Genomic DNA, 21,913 nt, shown 5'->3' with positions numbered 1-21,913 from the left:
ACGACTAGGCGACGCGGCGTGCGGTGACGATCGAGTCGGGATCCAGATGCGCGTAGCTGACGGTCTCACCCGACTGCGGCGCCTGGAGAATCTTGCCATCCCCGGCGTACATGGCCACGTGGCCGCCACCGTTCTGGATGACCAGGTCGCCCGGCTTCAGGTCCTGGAAGGCGACCGGCTTGCCGACATGCGACTGTTCGAAGCTGGTGCGCGGCAGCTGAATTCCGGCCTGCTTGTACGCCCACTGCACCAGACCGGAGCAGTCGAAGTTCGAAGGACCGGAGGCGCCCCACACGTAGTCGGCGCCGATCTTGCTGCGCGCGGCGTCGAGGGCGACATCGCCGACCCCGTGCTGCTGCTGCGACTGGCCGAACATGCCACCCATCGGGTTCTGTGCGGCGTTGGGGATGCTGGGCGCGACCGCCTGCGAGCTCAGCGCCTGCTGAACTCCCTTGATCTGATCCGCGTGATCGGCGAGTACCTGGTTCGCCTGGCTGACCTGCTGGTCGAAGTCCGAACCCAGCGGAACGTCGAAGTTGCCGACGCCGGGAACGTTGATCGTGGCCGCCATGGCCGGAATCGCCGGAATCGCACCGGTTGTGGCCGCTACTGCGCCGCAGACCAGCGCACCCTTGACGGAATTCGGCAGCCGAGATTCCCGTTGCAGACTGTGTTTACCCACCGAGCTGAGTCTCCTGTTTCTTCCTTGCCCACGCGCCGACCGGGTTAGCTGACGGGTTCGGACCGGGAAGATCGGCCCTACCCCATCGACCTTGCGACCGAAGAGGATTCACCCCAGAAACCTGGGTCCCCGGTTCAGCGATCGAGCTGCCCACTCGACTGCTGATTAGGCGGTGACTCAACGGGCCGCCCCTCTAATGAAGCGACATACTCCGCGAAGTCACGAAGAGATTACGACGGCTCGGTGTTGTTGTCCACCCCACACGGCGGCGTGTCTGCCCGCGTGTCACCAAAACGCCAGGACTACCCCCGATTACAGCCCGGCGGATCGCATCTGCTATGGAGATCACGGCACGGTATCCGCGGCTCTGCCCTCGTTATCGAAACGAGTCGGCGCAGCGTTACATGTGCGGCCGAGTCACTCGGCCGCACCGCGCGGATGGACCGCGCGCTCGAGTTCCGCGATACGTCCGCGCGCGTCCGCCAGTTCTGTTTCCAGCCGGCCCAGGGCGATCACGAGCGGACCGACCGCCAGATCGGCCACCAGTTGCGGATCGTCGTATCCCTGGGCGATCGCGTGCAGGATGTTGTCGCGAATCTGCCGGGCCACGCTCGCACCGGCGGGCACGTCCCAGGATCCGACGACCTCGGCCACCGTGGGGTTCGGCCGATCGCCGGACTGCTGATCTTCCGAATCGGTGGACATGGACCCTCCTGCGACATTTCGGACCTCGATCAGCCACCAGCGTAGAGAGCGCATCGCGCCCGGTCACCCCGCGCAGCGGCTGCCATTCGCTCGGATAGCGCAATCTAGGACATCCCCTATATATCCCGAGATTTCGGTGCGAACGCGCTACGGTGTCGGGGCATGGACCCCGTGCGGAATCCGTATGCCCCGGGCGCCGGCCAGCGCCCGCCCGAACTCGCCGGGCGCGATAAACAGCTCGACGCCTTCGACATCGTGCTCGAACGCATCTCGCGCGGACGTCCCGAACGCAGCGTGATGCTCACCGGCCTGCGCGGCGTGGGAAAGACAGTGCTGCTCAACCAACTTCGGTCCACGGCCCGCTCGCGCGGCTGGGGGACCGGCAAACTCGAGGCGCGACCGGATCAGGAATTGCGGCGCCCGCTGGCATCGGCCCTGCATATGGCGGTGCGTCAGATCGCCGTCGCCCACCGCAATCCCGAGATGGTCGACGATTTCCTGGGCATCCTCAAGGCCTTCGCCCTGCGCGCGACCGCCGACAAGGGAATGCGGGAGCGCTGGCAGCCCGGTATCGACGTCCCGGCCGTCACCGGGCGCGCGGACTCCGGTGACATCGAGATCGATCTGGTGGAGTTGCTGTTGGAGGCCGCCCAGCTCGCGCGCGATATCGGCGTCGGCATCGCCGTGTTCATCGACGAGATGCAGGATCTGGGGCCGGCCGACATCTCCGCGATCTGCGGCGCCTGCCACGAATTGAGCCAGGAGACAGCGCCGTTGATCGTGGTGGGCGCGGGCCTGCCACATTTGCCGGCCGTCCTCTCGGCCTCCAAAAGCTATTCCGAGCGACTTTTCAGCTACCACCGAATCGACCGGCTCGATCGCGATTCCGCGGACCGCGCGCTGATCGCTCCCGCGGAGCGCGAGGCGGTGGAGTTCACCGAGGAGGCACTGAAAGCCTTGTACGACAAGGCGGATGGTTATCCCTATTTCGTTCAGGCCTATGGGAAGGCCACCTGGGATGTGGCCGCCCGCAGCCCGATCGGCGCCGAGGATGTGGAACTGGCGGCCCCTGCGGCCGAGGAGGAATTGGCGGTCGGATTCTTCGGCTCCCGCTATGAACGGGCAACTCCGGCCGAGCGCGAGTACATGCGGGCGATGGCCGATCTGGCCGGCGACGACGGGCCGGTGCCGACCGCGGCCGTCGCCCAGGAGCTGGGCCGCAAACCCGCCTCGCTGTCCCCGGCGCGGGACGGACTCATCAAGAAGGGGCTGATCTATTCCGCCGAGCGGGGCACGATCGGCTTCACCGTGCCGCATTTCGGACGCTATCTGCGCGGCGTGCAGTAATTCTCCACCTCCGATTTCCCCGGAAGCCTACCGGCGAGTAACCGACTCTCCTACACTCGAATGTGATCCTGATCACGTTTCGAGGGAGGATCCCATGGCGACAGCCGCGAAAGTTCACGCCACCGAAGAGCAGGCTCGCGCACTGGTCGAGGAATCGCGCGAAAGCACCTGGGCCAAACCGTCGTTCGCCAAGCAGATGTTTCTCGGCCGGTTCCGGCTCGACCTGATTCATCCGTATCCGCGGCCGGCTCCCGACGATGCGGCGCGGACCGAGGCTTATCTGGAACGGCTACGGGCCTTCTGCGAGACCCTGGACGGGTCGGTCATCGAGGCCGAATCGAAGATTCCCGACGACTACGTCCGTGGGCTGGCCGAACTCGGCTGCTTCGGACTCAAGATCCCGCCGGAATACGGCGGGCAGGGCCTGTCGCAGGTCGGCTACAACCGGGCGTTGATGCTGGTCGGCTCGGTGCACGCGAGTTTGGGCGTGCTGCTCTCGGCGCATCAGTCGATCGGCGTGCCGGAACCGCTCAAGCTGGCCGGCACCGAGGAACAGAAGCGCGAATTCCTGCCCCGTTGCGCGCGGGGCGCGGTCAGCGCATTCCTGCTGACCGAACCGGACGTAGGATCCGACCCGGCCCGAATGGCGAGTACGGCGACCCCGACGGCCGACGGCGAGGCCTACGAGCTCGACGGAGTGAAGTTGTGGACGACCAACGGTGTCGTCGCCGAACTGCTGGTGGTGATGGCGCGGGTACCGAAGGGGCCCGGACATCGCGGCGGGATATCCGCCTTCGTGGTGGAGGCCGACACCCCCGGCATCACCGTCGAGCGCCGCAACGCCTTCATGGGTCTGCACGGGATCGAGAACGGTGTCACCCGCATGCACAAGGTCCGGGTGCCGGCGCGCAATCTGATCGGTCGCGAGGGCGACGGCCTGAAGATCGCGCTGACCACACTCAATGCCGGACGGCTGGCGATCCCCGCGCTGTGCACGGCGGCGGCGAAGTGGTCGCTGAAGATCAGCCGCGGCTGGTCGGCGGCACGGGTGCAGTGGGGCCGACCGGTCGGTGAGCACGCGGCGGTCGCGTCGAAGATATCCTTCGTCGCCGCAACCGCTTTCGCGCTGGAGGCGGTGCTCGAACTGTCCGGGACCATGTGCGACGAGGCGCGCAACGACATTCGGATCGAAGCCGCACTGGCCAAACTGTGGGCCTCCGAGATGAGCTGCCGCATCGCCGACGAACTGGTGCAGATCCGCGGCGGGCGCGGCTACGAGACCGCCACCTCCCTGCGCGCGCGGGGTGAGCGGGCGGTACCGGCCGAACAGCTGGTGCGCGATCTGCGGATCAACCGGATCTTCGAAGGCTCCAGCGAGATCATGCGGCTGCTGATCGCCCGGGAGATGGCCGATGCGCACATGGCCGCGGCGGGCGCACTCGTGGATCGTCATGCGGCGTTGAAGGATAAGGCCACCGCGGCGGTCGGGGCGAGTGGCTTCTACGCGAAATGGTTCCCGCAGCTGGCGGTCGGCCGTGGCACACTTCCGGCCGGATATACCGAATTCGGTCCGTTGGCAACGCATTTGCGCTTCATCGAGCGCATGTCCCGCAAACAGGCGCGCGAACTGATGTACGCGATGGCGCGCTGGCAGGCGAAGCTCGAATACCGCCAGGGATTCCTGGGGCGCCTCGTCGATATCGGCGCGGAGCTGTTCGCCATGTCGGCGGCCTGCGTGCGGGCGCAGGCCATGCGCGCCGACGACAGCCGGGACGCGGCCGCGGCGACGGAACTGGCCGACGCCTTCTGCCGCCAGTCCCGGTTGCGGGTGGAGGCTGCCTTCGCCGCGCTGTGGGACAACACCGACGACGCCGACACCGCGCTGACTCGGCAGGTGCTCGAGGGCCGCTACGAATGGCTGGAATCGGGCGTGCTCGACCCGAGCGAGGGCACCGGTCCGTGGATCGCGGAATGGGAATTCGGGCCGTCCACCGAGCAGAATCTGCTCACCCCGTTCCTGCCGTCCACGCGCACGGCGGCCGACGTGTAGCGATCCATCGGGAAATCTAGGGCTGTCTAGTTCAGAGAGTCGAGAGCCCTAGATTTTCCGATGAACGTCGCTCAGCCGAGATTTCCGAAGAACGTGCGCAGGTCAGCCGCGTATGCCCGCGGTTGATCCATCGCGATGAAATGGTGCCCCGGGGGATTGCCCTCGGGCCAGTGCACGATCTTCGCGGTGCGCTCGGCGAGCCGGCGGATGCCCGGGGCGCCGCTGTACACCCCGGTCGGGACCTGCGCCGAACCGGTGGGCCAGGCGAAGCCGGTGCTGTCGTAGTACGACCACGCGGACGTTCCGAAGCTCTGGGTGAACCAGTAGATGCCCACGGTGGTGAGCAGCGCATCGCGGTCGATCGCCGCATCGAGCGGGCCGGCGGCGCTGAAGTCGGTGTACTTCTGCATCATCCAGGCCAAGGCGGCGGCGGGTGAATCGTTCCATCCGATCGAGAAGGTCTGCGGCGCCGCACGCAGCAGACCGTGATGATCCACGCCGTTGACCCAGTCCGCCGCCATCATCGCCTCGTAGCCGGCCCGTTCGGCGTCGGTCAGGATCGGCACATCGGCCTCGGTGGGGAAGCCCAGGCCGGCGGTGATGTAGAGCCCGGCCACCCGGTCCGGCGCCGCCTCGGCCATCGCGGTGCCCACGTAGGTGCCCAGGTCGCCGCCCTGTACGCCGTAGCGCTCGTAGCCGAGCCGGCGCATCAGTTCCACCCACATCCGGCCCACACGCTCGGCACTCCAGCCGGTTTCGGAAGGCGCGGCCGAGAATCCGTATCCCGGCACCGACGGCACGACCACATGGAAGGCTCGCGCGGGATCGCCACCGTGCGCCCGGGGATCGACGAGAAGGTCGACGAGGTCGGCGAATTCGGCGAAGGTGCTGGGCCAGCCGTGGTTGAGGACCAGGGGCAGCGCCCCGGGCTCGGGCGAGCGCACATGCAGGAAGTGCACATCCACCCCGTCGATCTCGGTGCGGTACTGAGGGAAGCGATTGAGCCGGGATTCCTGCGCCCGCCAGTCGTATTCGGTGCGCCAGTACTCGGCCAGCTCGCGGAGCCGAGCCACCGGGACGCCCCGGCTGCCGGCCGCGCCGGGCAGCTGCGGCGCCCACCGCGTCCGGTCGAGGCGGTCCTGCAGATCGTCGATGTCGGACTGCGGGATGTCGATGCGGAAGCCGCGGATCTCTGCGCTCATGAACGCCACACTAGGGGCGATATAGGCCAGATTCCGTCCCAGTTCTCGCAGGGCGTTTCGATCGTTTTCTACGGCTTTCTACAAGCGTCCGTAGATACCGGCAGATTCTTCTGCCCACCGCCCCGCCGGATCGTCGGCGAAGCGGCGGCAGCGGTTGTGCAACTTCTGCATAACACCAGGTTGGAGCGGTTAACGCGAGGGCACTCACAGACGACATCCGGGCAGGAACGGACTCTGCAGGAGGACGTTATGTCCACGACGATCGCCACCCGCGTCACCGTCTGCGCCGACGACGGCACCCCGCTGGCCGCCTGGACCCTCGGCCCCGCCACGGCCTCGGCGACGGTGGTCTTCGTCCACGGTCACTGCCTGCGGACCGAATCCTGGTGGTTCCTGCGCGATCAGCTGCTGCGGCAATGGGGCTCGGCCACCCGGATGGTGTTCTACGACCACCGCGGTCACGGCGATTCCGCCGGCGCGGATCCCGCGACGTACACCATCGACCAGCTGGGCCGCGATCTCGACGCGGTCCTGCGCGCGGTCGCGCCGGCCGGACCGGTGGTGCTGGTCGGCCATTCCATGGGCGCGATGGTGGTACTGGCTTATGCTCGCCTTTTCCCGGCCACGATCGGCACCCGGGTGGTCGGCGTCGGGCTGATCGCCGGGGCGGCCGCGGGCATCACGGCGGTGGGGCTGGGCCGATTGCTCAATCGCCACACCGTGACGTCACTGCGGGTCGCGGTACAGCGGGCGCCGCGGGCGCTACAAGTCTCGAAACGGTTGGGGCGCCGTGTTTTCGAGCCGATGGTGCGGGAGGCGAGTTTCGGCTCGCGGCGGGTGAATCCACGCATGGCCGCGCTCGCCACCGCGATGCTCAACGACACCCCGCTGCCCACCGTGGCCTACTTCCTCGAATCGCTCATCCGCTTCGACGAGACGCCGACGCTGCGCCTGCTGTCGGATCTTCCGGCGCTGGTCCTCGGCGGATCGGCCGACATCATGATTCCGTTCGCGCATTCGGTGGTCCTCGCCGCGCAACTCGGCCGTTCGGAACTGGTGCGGCTCGACGGCGCCGGGCACAGCGTGATCCTGGAGCGCGCCGAGGAGGTGGCCGTGGCCGTCGCGGCACTCGTGGACCGCGCGCTCGGAACGCCGGCCGCCGTCCCCGGGAATCGCCCTGCCGACGCCGCACTTCCGGTTCTCGCCTCGCTGGTCGGTATGGAGCCTGCGCCGATGACGGCGGCCCTGCCGGCCGCCGGATGAGACCCGCGTCGGGCGCCGGGTGCACGCAGGTGGCGAGATCTTTTTCCATTCGCGACGAGCCAGAACGCAAATGATCACGTAATGTGTTGTAGATCACGATGTGCGGTCCGTCACAGGCTTTGATCTTGCCCACGAGGGGAGGTCCGAACCGGTGATCGGCCCGAAAGCACCAGGAGGTTTCGATGACACGCAGTGAGATCGCCGAACTGCGCTTCGCGGTCGGACAGCTCCGGCAATGCGTCGGCGCGTTGCGCAGCCACTACGGAGATGCCAATTCGGTCCGCCGGCTGGAGAACGATCTCGAACGACTCACCATCGATGCCGAGGAGTTCGAACACACCCCGCCGCCCGAGGTGGACAGCCGCCGCCAGCAGGAGGTCATCTACGTGCCGGACAGCAAGTCCGACGAGGCGGCATGGATGGGCGCGCAGGACGAAGGCCTCGGGTTCCATTCGCGGCCGCGCACGAAGTAACCGGACGTTCACCAGCGGCGCGGGCAGTCGCGGCGGCCATCCGATCCGCCGTGACGGCGCTGCGCCTCGCTGGTTCCCGCCCCACCGTATTCGCGAAGAAGGTCTGAAGTAGCTCGTCATTCACTCGTTGCACCGCCGCCGTCGAGCACGCAGAAAATGTGGCGCAAATCATAGGACGCGGCGTGGATAGATCTTGCCTGGACCGGCCTCGAGTCATAGCCCGGTTGTCGTATGGTGCTCAGCATCACATTCGACGCCGGAGGTAACGATGACGTTCCACGGGGTAGACCAGCGAGGCAGCTTGCAGTGAGCGCAGCACCGACACGCGCCCCCGAGGCGGGCACGGGAGTTTTCAGCAAAGGCCGCGCGGCCATTTCGACACGCACCCTGCGTACCGACCGATGGTGGGTTCCCCCACTGCTCACGGTGCTCGGACTTGCCGCATTCATCATCTACGCAACCGTGAGAGCCTTTGTGCGATCGGCATATTGGGTCTCCGACTACCACTATCTGACGCCGTTCTACTCACCGTGCGTGAGTACCTCGTGCGTCGAGGGTTCGAGTCACTTCGGGCACTGGGTCGGCGACCTGCCGATGTGGATTCCGCTCGGTTTCCTGGTGTTGCCGTTCCTCCTGCTGTTCCGGCTGACCTGCTACTACTACCGCAAGGCCTATTACCGCGCGGTGTGGTTCTCGCCGCCGGCCTGCGCGGTCGCCGAACCGCACGGTAAATACACCGGTGAGACGCGGCTTCCGCTGATCATCCAGAACGTGCACCGCTACTTCTTCTATGTCGCGGTCGTCGTCTCGGTGGTCAACACCTACGACGCGGTCATGGCGTTCCACGGTAAGGACGGCGGCTTCGGCTTCGGCCTGGGCAACATCGTCCTGGTGGTGAATGTCGTTCTGCTGTGGGCATACACGATCTCGTGCCACTCCTGCCGGCATATCACCGGCGGCCGTCTCAAACACTTCTCCGCCCATCCGGTGCGCTACTGGATGTGGACGCAGGTGTCGAAGCTGAACACGCGGCACATGCAGCTGGCGTGGACCACGCTGGCCACCCTGGCGATCACCGACTTCTACATCATGCTGGTCGCCAGCGGGACCATCTCCGATCCGCGTTTCGTCGGCTGATTCCGGCAACAGACAACGCCATAGAGCCCAATTCCTCAGTGTCCCAGGAGTATTCGTTTCATGCCTGAAGTCGAACGGCACAAGTACGACGTCGTCGTGATCGGTGCCGGTGGCGCCGGCCTGCGTGCGGTGATCGAGGCGCGCGAACACGGTCTGTCGGTGGCGGTGGTGTGTAAATCGTTGTTCGGCAAGGCCCATACGGTCATGGCCGAAGGCGGTTGCGCCGCCTCGATGGGCAATGCCAACGAGAAGGACAACTGGCAGACGCATTTCCGCGACACCATGCGCGGCGGAAAATTCCTCAACAACTGGCGCATGGCCGAACTGCACGCCCAGGAAGCACCCGAGCGGGTGTGGGAGCTGGAGACCTACGGGGCGCTGTTCGATCGGACGCCCGACGGGCGGATCAGTCAGCGCAACTTCGGTGGGCACACCTATCCGCGCCTCGCCCACGTCGGCGACCGCACCGGCCTCGAGATCATCCGCACCATGCAGCAGAAGATCGTCTCGCTGCAGCAGGAGGACTACGCCGCGACCGGCGACTACGAGGCCCGGATCAAGGTGTTCGCCGAATGCACGATCACCGATCTGCTCAAGGACGGCGACGCCATCTCGGGCGCCTTCGGATACTGGCGGGAGTCGGGGCGGTTCGTCCTGTTCGAAACTCCGGCGGTCGTGCTGGCCACCGGCGGCGTGGGCAAGTCCTACAAGGTCACCTCGAACTCGTGGGAGTACACCGGCGACGGACACGCTCTCGCACTGCGCGCCGGCGCCTCGCTGATCAATATGGAATTCCTGCAGTTCCATCCGACCGGTATGGTCTGGCCGCCGAGTGTGAAGGGCATTCTGGTCACCGAGGGTGTGCGCGGTGACGGCGGCGTGCTCAAGAACACCGAGGGCAAGCGCTTCATGTTCGAGTACATCCCGGCGGTGTTCAAGGGCCAGTACGCCGAGACCGAGGACGAGGCCGATCAGTGGTTGCGCGACAACGACTCCGCACGCCGCACCCCGGACCTGCTGCCCCGCGACGAGGTGGCCCGCGCGATCAACGAAGAGGTCAAGGCCGGGCGCGGCACCGAGCACGGCGGCGTGTACCTCGACATCGCCTCCCGGCTGCCGGCGGCCGAGATCATGCGGCGGCTGCCGTCGATGCATCACCAGTTCAAGGAGCTGGCCGATGTCGACATCACCAAGGAACCGATGGAGGTCGGGCCGACCTGCCACTACGTGATGGGCGGAATCGAGGTCGATCCGGACACCGGCGCGGCCACCGTGCCCGGATTGTTCGCCGCAGGCGAATGTTCCGGCGGTATGCACGGATCCAACCGCCTCGGCGGCAACTCGCTGTCGGATCTGCTGGTCTTCGGCCGCCGCGCCGGCTTGGGCGCGGCCACCTACGTCGAACGACTGGCACAGCGGCCGGCGGTCGCCGATGCCGATATCGACGCGGCCGCGAAATCCGCACTGGCGCCCTTCGATCCGCCGGCCACGGGGACCGGAGAGAACCCGTACACCCTGCACACCGACCTGCAGCAGACGATGAACGACCTGGTCGGCATCATCCGCAAGGAGCACGAGCTGGAACAGGCCATCGTGCGCCTGGGTGAATTGCGGGAGCGCTACGAGAGCGTGACCGTCGAGGGCCACCGGCAGTTCAATCCCGGCTGGCATCTCGCACTCGACCTGCGAAACATGCTGCTGGTCAGCGAATGTGTCGCGCAGGCCGCGCTGCTGCGCACCGAGAGCCGGGGTGGTCATACCCGCGACGACCATCCGCAGATGGACGCGCAGTGGCGCAATCGGCTGCTGGTGTGCCGCGTCGACCCGGACGGTGCCGGCCGGACCGTGCCGCCGGTGGTGGTCACCTCGGAGGAACAGCAGCCGATGCGACCGGATCTGCTCGCCCTGTTCGAGTTGAGCGAGCTGGAGAAGTATTACACCCCGGCGGAGACCGCCGCTCATCCCGCGGCCGCCGAATCATCCGCGAAAGGGGATGAGTAGCAATGGGTTACGATGCCCACTTCCGCGTGTGGCGCGGTGACGACGACAAGGGTGAACTGCAGGACTACACCGTCGAGGTGAACGAGGGCGAGGTCGTCCTCGACATCATCCATCGGTTGCAGGCCACCCAGGCTCCGGATCTGGCGGTGCGCTGGAACTGCAAGGCCGGCAAGTGTGGTTCCTGTTCGGCGGAGGTGAACGGCCGCCCGCGCCTGATGTGTATGACTCGAATGTCCACCTTCGCCGCCGACGAGGTGGTGACGGTGACGCCGATGCGCACCTTCCCGGTGATTCGCGACCTCGTCACCGACGTGTCGTTCAACTATCAGAAGGCCAGGGAGATACCGTCTTTCACGCCGCCGGCCGATCTGAAGCCGGGCGACTACCGGATGCAGCAGCGCGATGTGGAACGCTCGCAGGAGTTCCGCAAGTGCATCGAATGTTTCCTGTGCCAGAACACCTGTCACGTCGTGCGCGACCACGAGGACAACAAGAACGCCTTCGCCGGGCCGCGCTACCTCATGCGGGTGGCCGAGCTGGAGATGCATCCCCTGGATGTGGCGGACCGGCGCGAGATGGCGCAGGAGGACTTCGGTCTCGGCTACTGCAACATCACCAAGTGCTGTACGGAGGTCTGCCCGGAACACATCAAGATCACCGACAATGCCCTCATCCCGATGAAGGAAAGGGTGGTGGATCGCAAATACGACCCCATCGTCTGGTTGGGTAACAAATTGTTCCGGCGATAATTCGACGGCGGAATCGGCGACAATATTCGTCGCTGATTCCGCCGCTTTTCCACTCTGTTCGAATAATGGTTGTCAACGTAGCCGGTCGGTTCGCCGACCGGCTACAGCATTGTCACCACACCGATCGCGACCACCGCGACCAATGCTCCTACCAGCAATGACGAGAGCATGGCCCCGGTCAGTACGTAAACCCCGACGGCCGATACCACGAACAACATTCCGACGATAAGGTGTTCTACCCAGTCACCCGGAAGCAGTTTGCGGTACCGAGGTGAGGTGTTTCTCAGCCCGCGATCCATGTAGTTCTGATTACCCGATCGGGCCGAAGGTAAACATACATTCGTTGCGAAACGGGTGTGGTTTCGTGATCTGCGGGCAAATATTCGCGGCACGCGTCCGGGCGGCGGCGCGGCGGCGTGCCCGGCGTGTTCGCAGGTAGCGAGGCCCGAGCGGATGCGAAAAGTCCTTTTCTCCCAAGCTGATTCGGTGCTGGCGATTCGCTGGGAATCGGACCGGATCGGCGATTCCGCCCCGCGCAGCGACGATCTGATGGATGCTGAGAGTGTGCTCGCAGCCGGGCCCCGGAGTCGGTCCGCCGGGCACAGTCGGGTATCGCATGCAGGAACGAGGAGTCATGGCTGTTCATGTCATCGGGTCGTCGTTGATGACCAGCGAACTTTCGTCCGCTTCGACCGGCCGCGCCGCGACCGGACCACAGGATCCACCAGCTCCACCGCGCCGCCGGTTCGCGGCGGGGGTGTCCGAATGCAACTGACGAATCTGCACATGCCGGTCGCCGGTCTGCTGCGCTGCGGCGCCGACCCGGGCATCATGACCGTCGAACAAGCCCACGCCGCAATGCAACTGCACCTCGACTGCACCGTCGATACGTGCGTGGTCCGGCGGCGAGCGCGTGCGGTGCTCGTCGAACAGGGCCGCTGTGTCCTCGACGATCGGGCCATCCCGTGACCGCGTTCGCCGGGGGAGGCGCCCGGCATGCCGCCCACCGGCACGCACGGCACCGGGTCGACGGCGGGCACCGCGCGGCCGTCCATTTCCCGGACACCCGGCCGCTACCCGTCGCTGGCACCCGCCGCCCTCGCCATGCGCGCCGCAGCGGACCGGATCTGTACGACCGCATCGTTCTCGCGATTGCCGGTTGGCTGCTGGCGATCCGGATCGCGTTCGTCGGGGAGCACATGGTCGACGAGGTCTAGTTGCGCGCGCCGGACGCTCGGGGCTGAAATCCGGCGCCCGGCGCGCGCCGGCGCCCGGCCCTCGAGAGACGGGGGTTGCGGGTCGCGCCGATCCCCCTATTCTTCTTCGGTAACGGGCGGGGTCCGCGTGTCCAGGTTCCTGCACGACCGAGAGGAACCACATGGCCCGCAACCAGTACGCGGAGCAACGCTGGCCCGAGGTCCCCGAAGAGGAGTACTGGACCGACGAGCCGGAATCCGCGGACGATCGCTGGGATCCGGCGCCGCCGCGACGGGCAGCCGGTCCCCGGCCTACCGAACCCGCCGACGATCGGTGGGACAGCGCGCCCAATCGCCGCCGCACCGGACGGCTGCGGGTCGAGGTGCCACCGATCGTCAATCCGTACGCGATCGTCGCACTGGTCGCCGCGCTGCTCGGACTGTTCCCGGTGGCCATCGTCTTCGGCCTGATCGCCTTCAGTCATCCGCGCGGGCGGGTGATGGCGATGTCGGCCCTGCTGCTCGGAATGGCCGAGGTGTTGATTCTCGCTGCGGCGCTGGTGCTTTCGGGAGTGACCTTGCCGCACACCACGCTGGGCACGGTTCCCGCCGCCCTCAGCACCGATACCGCCGCATCGAACACCACCACGCGGACCGTCGCTCCGACGACGGTGGTGGCACCGCCGCCCACCACCACGGCCGCTCCCGCCGGTCCCGTCTCGGCGGCCAAGGGCGAGGTGTGCACGCAGCAGCAGGCCGGATTGATCGGGTCCGCGACCGACGGCAGCACCCTGCTGTGCCTGCACGGGAGCAGTGGCTACCGCTGGACCGGACCGTATTCGGTGTCGACGGCGGTGTACGAGGGCGGGGCGAAATGCGATCCCGGTCTGGACAAGACGGCCCGCACCCCGGACGGGCACGCACTGGTCTGCGAGGGACAAGGGCGCAGCAGCATCTGGTCGCTGTGGGTGGAATAGCGACTGCCGCCGCGGTGGATGGAATAGCGGCTACCGCCGCGGTGGGTGGAAGAGCGGCTACCGCCGCAGGAGGGGCGGAACAGCGGCGCGTACCGTTCCCTCACAGCGAATGTTCCGAGAGGTACAGGAGGACCGCCAATGGCTGAACGCGTTGCCGTCGTCACCGGCGCGGCACGAGGCATCGGGGCCGCGATCGCGACCCGGCTGGCTCACGACGGACTGAAGGTAGGCGTACTCGACCTGGACGCGGCGCACTGCGCCGATACGGTCCAGGCGATCACCGACGCCGGTGGCCGGGCCGTCGCGCTGGGCGCCGACGTTTCGAACGAGGATTCCGTCGCCGCCGCGGTGACGCAACTGGCCGACGAGCTCGGACCCCCGACCGTCCTGGTCAACAACGCCGGCATCCTGCGCGACAACCTGCTGTTCAAGATGAGCGTCGACGACTGGGACGCCGTGATGAACGTGCACCTGCGCGGCGCGTTCCTCATGACCCGCGCGGTGCAGAAGTACATGGTCGACGCCAAGTGGGGTCGCATCGTGAACATGTCGAGCAGTTCGGCGCAGGGCAATCGCGGTCAGGTCAACTACTCCGCGGCCAAGGCCGGCCTGCAGGGCTTCACCAAGACCCTCGCGCTGGAGCTCGGCAAATTCGGCGTCACGGCCAATGCCATCGCGCCCGGCTTCATCGTCACCGATATGACCGCCGCGACCGCCGAGCGGGTGGGCGTGCCGTTCGAGGACTTCCAGAAGGCGGCGGCCGCGCAGATCCCGGTGCAGCGGGTGGGCCGGCCCGAGGATATCGCGCACACCGCGTCGTTCCTGGTCAGCGAGGGCGCCGGCTTCGTCTCCGGGCAGGTCGTCTACGTCGCCGGTGGTCCGCTGGACTGAGCCAGTCCGTCGCCGCGGCGCGCCGATACCGGTGGCCCGGTAGCGTCACCTGCTGTGAACCGACGAGCGGTTCGTCGTGCCGTGACGAGTTGGATGCTGCTGGCGCCGAGCCTTTTCGGGATCGGGATCTTCCTGATCCTGCCGATCGTGCTGGTCGGCTGGCTCAGCCTGCACAGCTGGAATCTGCTCGGGCCCATGGAATTCGTGGGCCTGCGCAATTGGCGCTCGGTGCTGTCCGATGACGCGTTCGGCCATTCCCTTCTGGTGACGGCCGCGCTCACCCTGCTCGTGGTACCGCTGCAGACCGCTCTCGGTTTCGCGGTGGCGGCACTGCTGGTACGCCGCCGTGCCGGTGGTGCGTTCCGGGTGCTGTTCGCGCTGCCCTGGATGTGCGCGCCGGTGGCGGTGGGCGTGATCTGGCGCTGGCTGTTCGCACCCACCGACGGGGCGCTCAACGCACTGCTGGGCCGGCGGATCGAATGGCTGGCCGATCCAGCGCTGGCCCTGCCTTCGGTTGCCGCGGTGAGCATCTGGTCGAACGTCGGCTATGTGGCCCTGTTCTTCGTCGCCGGTCTGCGGGCGATACCGCCGGAGATCCACGAGGCGGGGGCGCTGGACGGAGCCACCGGCTGGCGGCGCATTCGCTGGCTGACGGTGCCGCTGCTGCGCCCTACCCTGTTCTTCGTCCTGGTGACCGGGACCATCACCGCGTTCCAGACCTTCGACACCGTGTATGCCCTGACCAAGGGCGGTCCGGGCGATCGCACGAATGTGGTGGCGATGCAGATCTTCTCGGAAGCGTTCGACGCCGCGCGGCCCGGGCGGGCCGCGGTCATGGCGATCGTGGTGTTCGTGATCATGCTGGCGATCACCGTGCTCCAACATCGCTACTTCCGTACCAGGACCGGCTATGAATTCTGAGGCCCGGCACCGTTCTTCGGCGGTGACGCGATCGGCCGCCGCCTACCTGCTGCTGCTCGCGGGCGCGGTGTGCGCGGTGGCGCCGCTGGTGCTGGGAGCGTTCACGGCCGTGAAGACGCCGGGGCAGTTCGCGACTGAATCTCCGCTCGCCCTGCCGCATCCGGTGACCTGGGACAACTTCCGGGCCGCGTTCGACCAGGGGTTCGGCCGGGCGGTGCTGGTGACGGCGTTGATGACCGCGTTCATCACCGCCGGGCAGCTGATCACCTCGATCGCCGCCGCATACGCCTTCGGCTGCACCGAGTTTCGCGGCCGCGACCTGTTGTTCTGGATCTACCTGGCGACCATGATGGTGCCGCCGATCGTCACCGTGATTCCGCTGTATCTGATGTTCGCGCACCTGGGTTGGCTGAACACCTTCTGGGCGCTGGTGTTGCCGTTCGTCTTCGGCTCGCCGTATGCGATCTTCCTGCTGCGCCAGTACTTCCGGGGTATTCCGCGCGAGCTGATCGGCGCGGCGCGACTGGACGGCGCGAACACCCTCGATGTGATCGTGCACGTCGTGGTGCCGATGAGCCGGCCCGTTCTGGCGACGCTCGCGGTGATCACCGTGGTGACGCAGTGGAACAGCTTCCTCTGGCCGCTGGTCGCCGGCTCGGGCCGCTGGCGGGTGCTCACGGTGGCCACCGCGGATCTGCAGACCCGCTACAACGAGCAGTGGACGCTGGTCATGGCGGCGACGACGCTGGCGATCGTGCCGCTGCTGGTGCTGTTCGTGGTATTCCAGCGCCAGGTGCTGCGTTCCATCGCGTGGACGGGCCTGAAATGAGAGCCGTGAAGACCTCGACGCTGAGCGTGCTCGCCATAGCGCTCGGCGTGGTCCTGCTGGTGACCGCGGCGCTGTGGCTGGGCCATGACGGGGGCGGGACGGGTCGCACGGTGATCCGGCTGCGGATCTGGGATGCGAGTTTCGTACCGGTTTATCGCGCCGCACTCGACGAATTCCAGCGCGCCGAACCGGATGTCGAGGTGCGGATCACGGTGGTGCCGTGGGGTTCCTACCAGCAGAAGTTGCGTCTCGACGTGGCGGGCGGAACGGCGGACGATCTGTTCTGGACGAATCTGTACACCGATTACGCCGACGCCGGCCGGCTCGCCGATATCGGCGCCATGCTGAGCCCCGAGGCGGTGCGGCAGTGGGATCCGGGTGCGGTGGAACAGTACACGCGCAACGGAAAGCTCTGGGCGGTGCCGCAATTCGTGGACGGCGGTACGGCGGTCTACTACAACCGCGATCTGCTGGCCGCGGCCGGAATCGACCCCGCGGAATTGGCAGGTGCGACGTGGGATCCCCGCGGGCCCGATTCCTTAGTGCCGCTGTTGCGCCGGATCGCCGCGGCGGGGCCCTGGGCTTACAACGCCGCCAACGATTTCCAGTCGCTCTCGCTGCCGTATCTGGGATCGGCGGGCGGGCGGTTCCAGGACGGGGATCGGTACGTCTTCGATAGTCCCCAGGGTGTGGACGCCTTCGGATATCTCGTGGGGCTGGTGCGCGCGGGGCTCACCCCACCGGCGGCCGATACCCGCAGCGGCAGTGATTTCGCGAAAAACGCGTTCCTGCAAGGCAAGCTGGCCTTGTTCCAATCGGGCAGTTTCACTCTGGCGCAGATCGCACAGCAGGCTCGCTTCCGATGGGGGATCGCGATGATTCCGGCCGGGCCCGCGGGGCGGGTGAGTACCGACAACGCGATCGGCATCGCCGCCGACGCCCACACCGCCCATCCCGATGCGGTGCGGCGCGTGCTGGCGTGGCTCGGCAGCCCCGCCGGCAACCGCTATCTGGCCGCCGGTGGCCAGACCATTCCGGCCGTGGTGGCCGATCAGCAGCTGTACCGGGACTATTGGGCGAACCAGGGCATCGACGTGTCGCCGTTCTTCGATGTGCTGCGCGGGCCGCGGATCGCGTCGGGTGGCGGACCGGGTCTCGCGGCCGCACTGCGGGCGATCGACCCCGTCTTCGACGAGATGTTCCTCGGCCGCATTCCGGTACCCGAGGCGCTGCGTCGCGCCCAGAGCGCCGCACAGGCCACGGCGCAGCGCTGATCCGCTCAGATCCGGCTGTGGTCGACCAGCGGCGTCCGCGGGCCGAACGCCGGTTTGCGCGCCTGCCCCGATATCTCGAGCAGCCGGATCGCCCGATAGCGGTGCGGGCGTAGCGGTTCGAGGTAGTCGACCATGCCCTCGTCGTCGAGCGGGCGGCCCAGCAGCGTCCAGCCGACGATGGCGGCCAGATGGAAATCACCGACCGACAGCGCATCGGCGTCACCCAGGGCTCGCTGCGCGATCTCCGCGGCCGTCCACACTCCGATGCCCGGCACGATGCACAGCCGCTCGGCGGCTTGCTGCGGCGTCATCGTCGCGGCGGCCTCCAGCTTCTCGGCCATCCGGGCGGCGGTGACGATCGTGCGTGAACGTTGCGGATCGACATTGGCGCGGTGATAGACCCAGGACGGGATGTAGCGCCAGGTCTGCGCCGAGGGCGGCACCCGCATCGGCGCGGGCGTGGGTCCGGGGGCGGGTTCGCCGTACTGCCACACCAGTTTTCGATACGACGCGCGCGCGGTGACGGTATGCACCCGCTGCTCGAGCACGGCCGGCACCAGGGCTTCGAAGACGAGTCCGGTGCGGAGCATGTGCAGGCCCGGATGACGCCGGTGTGCCTCGGCGATGCGGGGATGTTCGGGGGCGAAGTCGTCGAGTTCCTCGTCGACACACAGCATGCGGGGCAGGTACTCCAGGAATTCCGCCGCCCCCGGACCCCAGGCCCGCGCCGCCACGACATTCGGGTCGGCCTGGACCAGGCGGTAGGTCACCGGGCCGCCGGCCATGCGCGACGCTCGCCAATGGGCGCCGTCGGGAGTGACGCGGTGGCACGGGTCGCCCTGCCCCCGGCGCAGCGGGGCGAGAGTATGGGCGAGGGCTATGGGCCGCGACGTGGTGAGGGTGCGAGCGAGCCCGTCGCGGTCGGCGCGAGGGATGCCGTGATTCGCGCGCGGGGAGTTGTGCCGGGCGGCGAATACCCCGGATCGGGGTGTCTCGATCATCGGCCTGCTTCGTCCTCGCACCGACTCATTGTGCGCCGTGCCCGAGGCGGACCGGGCCGGACCCGCGGTCCGGGCCCGCGCCGGCCGCCGGGCAGCCGCATCTCGAGGAAACTCCCAGGCATTCCTATGGCGGGGATCACGAACCAGGCAAGCATGTAACGATACGATCACGCACGGCGATTTCGCTGAAGAATGGTTCCAACAGCAATCATTCGGCAAGGCCGCAACGGAGGTGTCCATGCTTACCAACATTCTGAATTGGCTGCTCAACGCGTGGGGCGGAGTATCCGCCGGTAGCTCGGGCTACCAGATCCCTCCCGGCACCCTGCCGTTCGGCAGCTGATCCCTGCGCCCCTCGCCCGCCGCCGCTCGGCGCGGCGGGCGTGCGCGGTGAATCACCGGCGCGACCTACCGATATCTGAATCACCGATCAGTCAGATATTGCGCGAGGTGCCGGCCCCGGCGTCCGGCCAACTGGTCGGCCTGAGTACGGCACGAGAATCCGTCCGCCAGGAAGGACGTCTCCGGGTCGGCGGCACGTAATGCCGGGAGTAATCCGCCTTCCGCGATCGCGACCGAAATCTCGTAATGCCCGGATTGCATTCCGAAGTTTCCAGCAAGTCCGCAGCATCCACTGATTTCGGTGATCTCGGCACCCGTTCGCCGCAACAGCCGCCGGTCGGCGTCGAAGCCCGTCACGGCATGCTGATGACAATGCGGCTGCAACACCACGGTCTCGCCCGATCGGTCGGGTGGCTGCCAATCCGGTTGCTCCGTCAGGAATTCGGCGAGGGTGCGCACCGCCCGGGCGGTACTCGCCGCGCGCGGATCGTCGGGTAGCAACTCCGGCAGATCCGCTCGCAACGCCGCGGTGCACGACGGCTCCAGGCCGATCACCGGGCCGCCCTGTCGAACATGGTCGTCGAGCGCGTCCAGAGCGGCTCGCAATCGCCGCCGCGCACCGTCGAGTTGGCCGGTGCTGATCCAGGTGAGGCCACAGCACACCCGGCGCTCGGGGATGCGGACCCGGTATCCGGCCGATTCCACCAGTTCCACTGCGGCCCAGCCTATTTCCGGGGCGAAGGCATCGGTGAAGCTGTCGATCCACAGCATCGCCACCGGACCGTCCGGATGCCGGTCGCTGCCGCGGCGCACCCACCGGCTGCGGAACGAATGCGGCGCCAGTCGCGGCGCCGCGCGCCGCGGATCCATTCCGGCCAGGCGCATCCCCGCGCGCCGCAGCCACCGAATGCCGGTGAGCGCGTTGACGGTTCGTGGCATCGCCGTGCCCGCCGCCAGCCACTGCGGCAACCGGCCGAGCACATAGTGGTCGATCGGTCGCGGCCGTCCCCGGTACGCCCGATACAGCGTCTCGGATTTGTAGGTCGCCATATCGACACCGGCCGGGCAGTCGGAGGAGCAGGCCCGGCACGACAGGCACAGGTCCAGCGACTGTGCGACCGCCTCGTCGCGCCAGTCGAGCGCGCCTCGGACGACCTCCTGCAGCACGCGGGCCCGGCCCCTGGTGCTGTCCTTCTCGTCCGCCGTGGCGAGGTAGGACGGGCACATGACACCGCCGGTCGCACGGCTGTCGGCGCGACATTTTCCGACCCCGACGCAGCGGTGCACGGCCGCGCCGATATCGCCGTCGGCGGTGAACGGGAAACCGCCCACCTCCGGAACCGGCCGCAGTCCGGGCAGCCGCAGATCGGCATCGACCGGTTCGGGACGGACGAGAACCCCCGGGTTCAGAACGGCATCCGGATCGAAAAGCCCTTTGAATTCGGCGAATACGCGCAAGGCATCCGGTGAGTACAGGCGCGACAGCAGTTCCGAGCGGGCGCGGCCGTCGCCGTGTTCACCGGAGGCCGACCCGCCGTAGCGCACCACCAGATCGGTCGCGTCGAACAGGAAGTCGCGAAACCGTTGTGGCGCACGGGCGATCGGAAGATCGAGCCGGACGTGGATGCAACCGTCACCGATATGGCCGTACAGCAGGCCGTCCACACGGTGATCACGCATCAGCCGATCGAAATCGCGCAGGTAGTCACCGAGACGTTCGGGCGGAACGGCGGCGTCCTCCCAGCCCGGCCAGGCCGGCTCCCCCTCCGGTGTGCGCCCGGCCAGACCGGCGCCGTCGGCGCGAATCCGCCACAGCCGAGCCGCCGTGCGATCGTCGGTGACGATCCGGGTGTCGAGTGCGGCGCAGGCGGTGGTGACCGCGACCGCACTCTCGTAGGCGGATTCCGCGGTGTCCCCGGCGAATTCGACGAACAACCAGGCACCGCCCGCGGGTAGTTCGGGTACCGGGTGTCCGTGGGCGCGCACGACATCCACCAGACGGACGTCGAGACCTTCGACCGCGATCGGCCGGCCCGCCATGACCGCTTTCACGTCGTCGGCGGCGGCGGGCATATCGGGATATCCGAGGACCGCGACCGCGGTCGCGCTCGGCAACGGGACCAGATCGACGGTCGCGTCGAGAACGAGGCCGCAGGTGCCCTCGGACCCGACGAAGGCCTTGGCGATCGACGCACCGCGCTCGGGGGTCAGATACTGCAGTCCGTATCCCGACGCCTGCCGGTCGAACCGGCCCAGCTCGGTGCGCAGCGCCGCCAGATTGCGACGGGTGAACTCGGCCAGCCCCGCCACCACCGACAGGTCGGTGCCCAGGTCGCGCTCGGCGCCGGTGCCGTCGAGGATGCGCAGCTCACGCACGGTATCGGAGGTGCGGCCCCAGGACACCGCGCGGGGGCCGCAGGCATTGTTACCGATCATGCCGCCGAGCGTGCAGCGGTTCTGCGTCGACGGGTCCGGTCCCAGTCGCAGGCCGTGGTGGCCGGCGGCCCGTTGCAGGCCGGACAGCACGACACCCGGCTGCACCCGGGCACGGCGGCGGTCGGCGTCGATCGACAGGACGGCGTTCATGTACCGGCTGAAGTCGAGGACCAGTCCGGGCCCGATCGCGTTGCCCGCCACCGATGTTCCGCCACCGCGCGCGGTGATCGGCGTGCCTTCCTCGCGGGCGAACCGCACGGCCGTGGCCACATCCTCGTCCCCGCGTGGGTAGATCACCGCCGCCGGGAGGACGCGGTAGTTCGAGGCATCCGAGGAGTACTCCGCGCGGCGTCGGGCGTCGTCGTCGACCTCGCCGTCGATCCGGTCGCGCAAGGCCCGCACCCAGGAGTCGGTCATATCGCCAGCGTAGAACGCGC

Annotated in this window: 19 protein-coding genes and 1 riboswitch; of the genes, 14 read left to right on the top strand and 5 right to left on the bottom strand. The window is 67.6% G+C overall.

Annotated elements, in window-relative coordinates; genetic code table 11:
• Positions 1 to 4: 4 nt before the first annotated feature.
• Positions 5 to 682, bottom strand: a complete 678-nt coding sequence (locus NA3_RS39160; protein ID WP_063917778.1) for a C40 family peptidase — start codon at positions 680 to 682, stop codon at positions 5 to 7.
• Between the two features lie 18 nt (positions 683 to 700).
• A riboswitch (cyclic di-AMP (ydaO/yuaA leader) is annotated at positions 701 to 864 on the bottom strand.
• A gap of 235 nt (positions 865 to 1,099) precedes the next feature.
• On the bottom strand, positions 1,100 to 1,387 hold the full coding sequence (locus NA3_RS26990; RefSeq protein WP_062966454.1) for a hypothetical protein: 288 nt from the start codon (positions 1,385 to 1,387) through the stop codon (positions 1,100 to 1,102).
• Between the two features lie 162 nt (positions 1,388 to 1,549).
• Here NA3_RS26990 and NA3_RS26985 point away from each other — a divergent pair, with 162 nt between their 5' ends.
• Positions 1,550 to 2,734 carry an ATP-binding protein gene (locus tag NA3_RS26985; protein WP_062966453.1) on the top strand — a complete coding sequence of 395 codons (1,185 nt, stop codon included), beginning with the start codon at positions 1,550 to 1,552 and terminating at the stop codon, positions 2,732 to 2,734.
• 94 nt (positions 2,735 to 2,828) lie between these two features.
• Positions 2,829 to 4,784, top strand: coding sequence for an acyl-CoA dehydrogenase family protein (locus NA3_RS26980; protein ID WP_062966452.1), 1,956 nt, complete (start codon positions 2,829 to 2,831; stop codon positions 4,782 to 4,784).
• Positions 4,785 to 4,855: 71 nt separating this feature from the next.
• Here the strand turns inward: NA3_RS26980 and NA3_RS26975 are convergent, their stop codons facing one another.
• Positions 4,856 to 5,986, bottom strand: a complete 1,131-nt coding sequence (locus NA3_RS26975) for an epoxide hydrolase family protein (protein WP_062966451.1) — start codon at positions 5,984 to 5,986, stop codon at positions 4,856 to 4,858.
• A gap of 249 nt (positions 5,987 to 6,235) precedes the next feature.
• On the opposite strand from NA3_RS26975, the gene NA3_RS26970 reads away from it, so the two are divergent.
• The 12 genes from NA3_RS26970 to NA3_RS26910 all read left to right on the top strand — a co-directional run bounded on the left by NA3_RS26970 (position 6,236) and on the right by NA3_RS26910 (position 17,697).
• Positions 6,236 to 7,249, top strand: coding sequence for an alpha/beta fold hydrolase (locus NA3_RS26970; RefSeq protein WP_063917776.1), 1,014 nt, complete (start codon positions 6,236 to 6,238; stop codon positions 7,247 to 7,249).
• Positions 7,250 to 7,431: 182 nt separating this feature from the next.
• Positions 7,432 to 7,722, top strand: a complete 291-nt coding sequence (locus NA3_RS26965) for an Rv0250c family protein (RefSeq protein ID WP_062966450.1) — start codon at positions 7,432 to 7,434, stop codon at positions 7,720 to 7,722.
• A gap of 306 nt (positions 7,723 to 8,028) precedes the next feature.
• Positions 8,029 to 8,859 (top strand): succinate dehydrogenase subunit SdhC, encoded by an 831-nt coding sequence (gene sdhC / locus NA3_RS26960; protein ID WP_062966449.1) that lies wholly within the window; start codon positions 8,029 to 8,031, stop codon positions 8,857 to 8,859.
• A 60-nt stretch (positions 8,860 to 8,919) separates the two neighbouring features.
• Positions 8,920 to 10,860: a fumarate reductase/succinate dehydrogenase flavoprotein subunit gene (locus NA3_RS26955; protein WP_062966448.1), complete on the top strand. Its 1,941-nt coding sequence runs from the start codon at positions 8,920 to 8,922 to the stop codon at positions 10,858 to 10,860.
• A 2-nt stretch (positions 10,861 to 10,862) separates the two neighbouring features.
• Positions 10,863 to 11,609 carry a succinate dehydrogenase/fumarate reductase iron-sulfur subunit gene (locus NA3_RS26950; RefSeq protein WP_062966447.1) on the top strand — a complete coding sequence of 249 codons (747 nt, stop codon included), beginning with the start codon at positions 10,863 to 10,865 and terminating at the stop codon, positions 11,607 to 11,609.
• Positions 11,610 to 12,374: 765 nt separating this feature from the next.
• The gene (locus tag NA3_RS26940) at positions 12,375 to 12,578 is read left to right on the top strand and encodes a hypothetical protein (RefSeq protein WP_036507264.1); all 204 of its coding nucleotides are present in this window, start codon (positions 12,375 to 12,377) and stop codon (positions 12,576 to 12,578) included.
• On the top strand, positions 12,575 to 12,826 hold the full coding sequence (locus NA3_RS26935; RefSeq protein ID WP_062966445.1) for a hypothetical protein: 252 nt from the start codon (positions 12,575 to 12,577) through the stop codon (positions 12,824 to 12,826). The genes NA3_RS26940 and NA3_RS26935 overlap by 4 nt, the downstream gene beginning before the upstream one ends.
• Before the next feature lie 161 nt (positions 12,827 to 12,987).
• Positions 12,988 to 13,782 carry a DUF4190 domain-containing protein gene (locus NA3_RS26930; protein ID WP_062966444.1) on the top strand — a complete coding sequence of 265 codons (795 nt, stop codon included), beginning with the start codon at positions 12,988 to 12,990 and terminating at the stop codon, positions 13,780 to 13,782.
• Between the two features lie 138 nt (positions 13,783 to 13,920).
• Positions 13,921 to 14,673 (top strand): 3-oxoacyl-ACP reductase FabG, encoded by a 753-nt coding sequence (gene fabG, locus NA3_RS26925; RefSeq protein WP_062966443.1) that lies wholly within the window; start codon positions 13,921 to 13,923, stop codon positions 14,671 to 14,673.
• Positions 14,674 to 14,766: 93 nt separating this feature from the next.
• Positions 14,767 to 15,594 carry a carbohydrate ABC transporter permease gene (locus NA3_RS26920; protein WP_062966442.1) on the top strand — a complete coding sequence of 276 codons (828 nt, stop codon included), beginning with the start codon at positions 14,767 to 14,769 and terminating at the stop codon, positions 15,592 to 15,594.
• Complete coding sequence (locus tag NA3_RS26915) at positions 15,584 to 16,423, top strand: carbohydrate ABC transporter permease (RefSeq protein WP_062966441.1); 840 nt, start codon at positions 15,584 to 15,586, stop codon at positions 16,421 to 16,423. The genes NA3_RS26920 and NA3_RS26915 overlap by 11 nt, the downstream gene beginning before the upstream one ends.
• Positions 16,420 to 17,697: an ABC transporter substrate-binding protein gene (locus NA3_RS26910; protein ID WP_062966440.1), complete on the top strand. Its 1,278-nt coding sequence runs from the start codon at positions 16,420 to 16,422 to the stop codon at positions 17,695 to 17,697. Before NA3_RS26915 ends, NA3_RS26910 begins: the two co-directional genes overlap by 4 nt.
• A gap of 5 nt (positions 17,698 to 17,702) precedes the next feature.
• Here NA3_RS26910 and NA3_RS26905 read toward each other — a convergent pair whose 3' ends face one another.
• Entirely contained in the window at positions 17,703 to 18,698 is a 996-nt protein-coding gene (locus NA3_RS26905) for a DNA-3-methyladenine glycosylase family protein (protein ID WP_227995610.1), read from the bottom strand.
• A 423-nt stretch (positions 18,699 to 19,121) separates the two neighbouring features.
• Complete coding sequence (locus NA3_RS26900; protein ID WP_062966439.1) at positions 19,122 to 21,893, bottom strand: FAD-binding and (Fe-S)-binding domain-containing protein; 2,772 nt, start codon at positions 21,891 to 21,893, stop codon at positions 19,122 to 19,124.
• Between the last annotated feature and the right edge of the window lie 20 nt (positions 21,894 to 21,913).

The organism is Nocardia africana NBRC 100379 (assembly GCF_001612635.1).
GTDB classification, from domain to species: domain Bacteria; phylum Actinomycetota; class Actinomycetes; order Mycobacteriales; family Mycobacteriaceae; genus Nocardia; species Nocardia africana.
The sequence above is the reverse complement of the archived record's forward strand: the minus strand, read 5'-3'. Positions and strand labels throughout refer to the sequence as shown.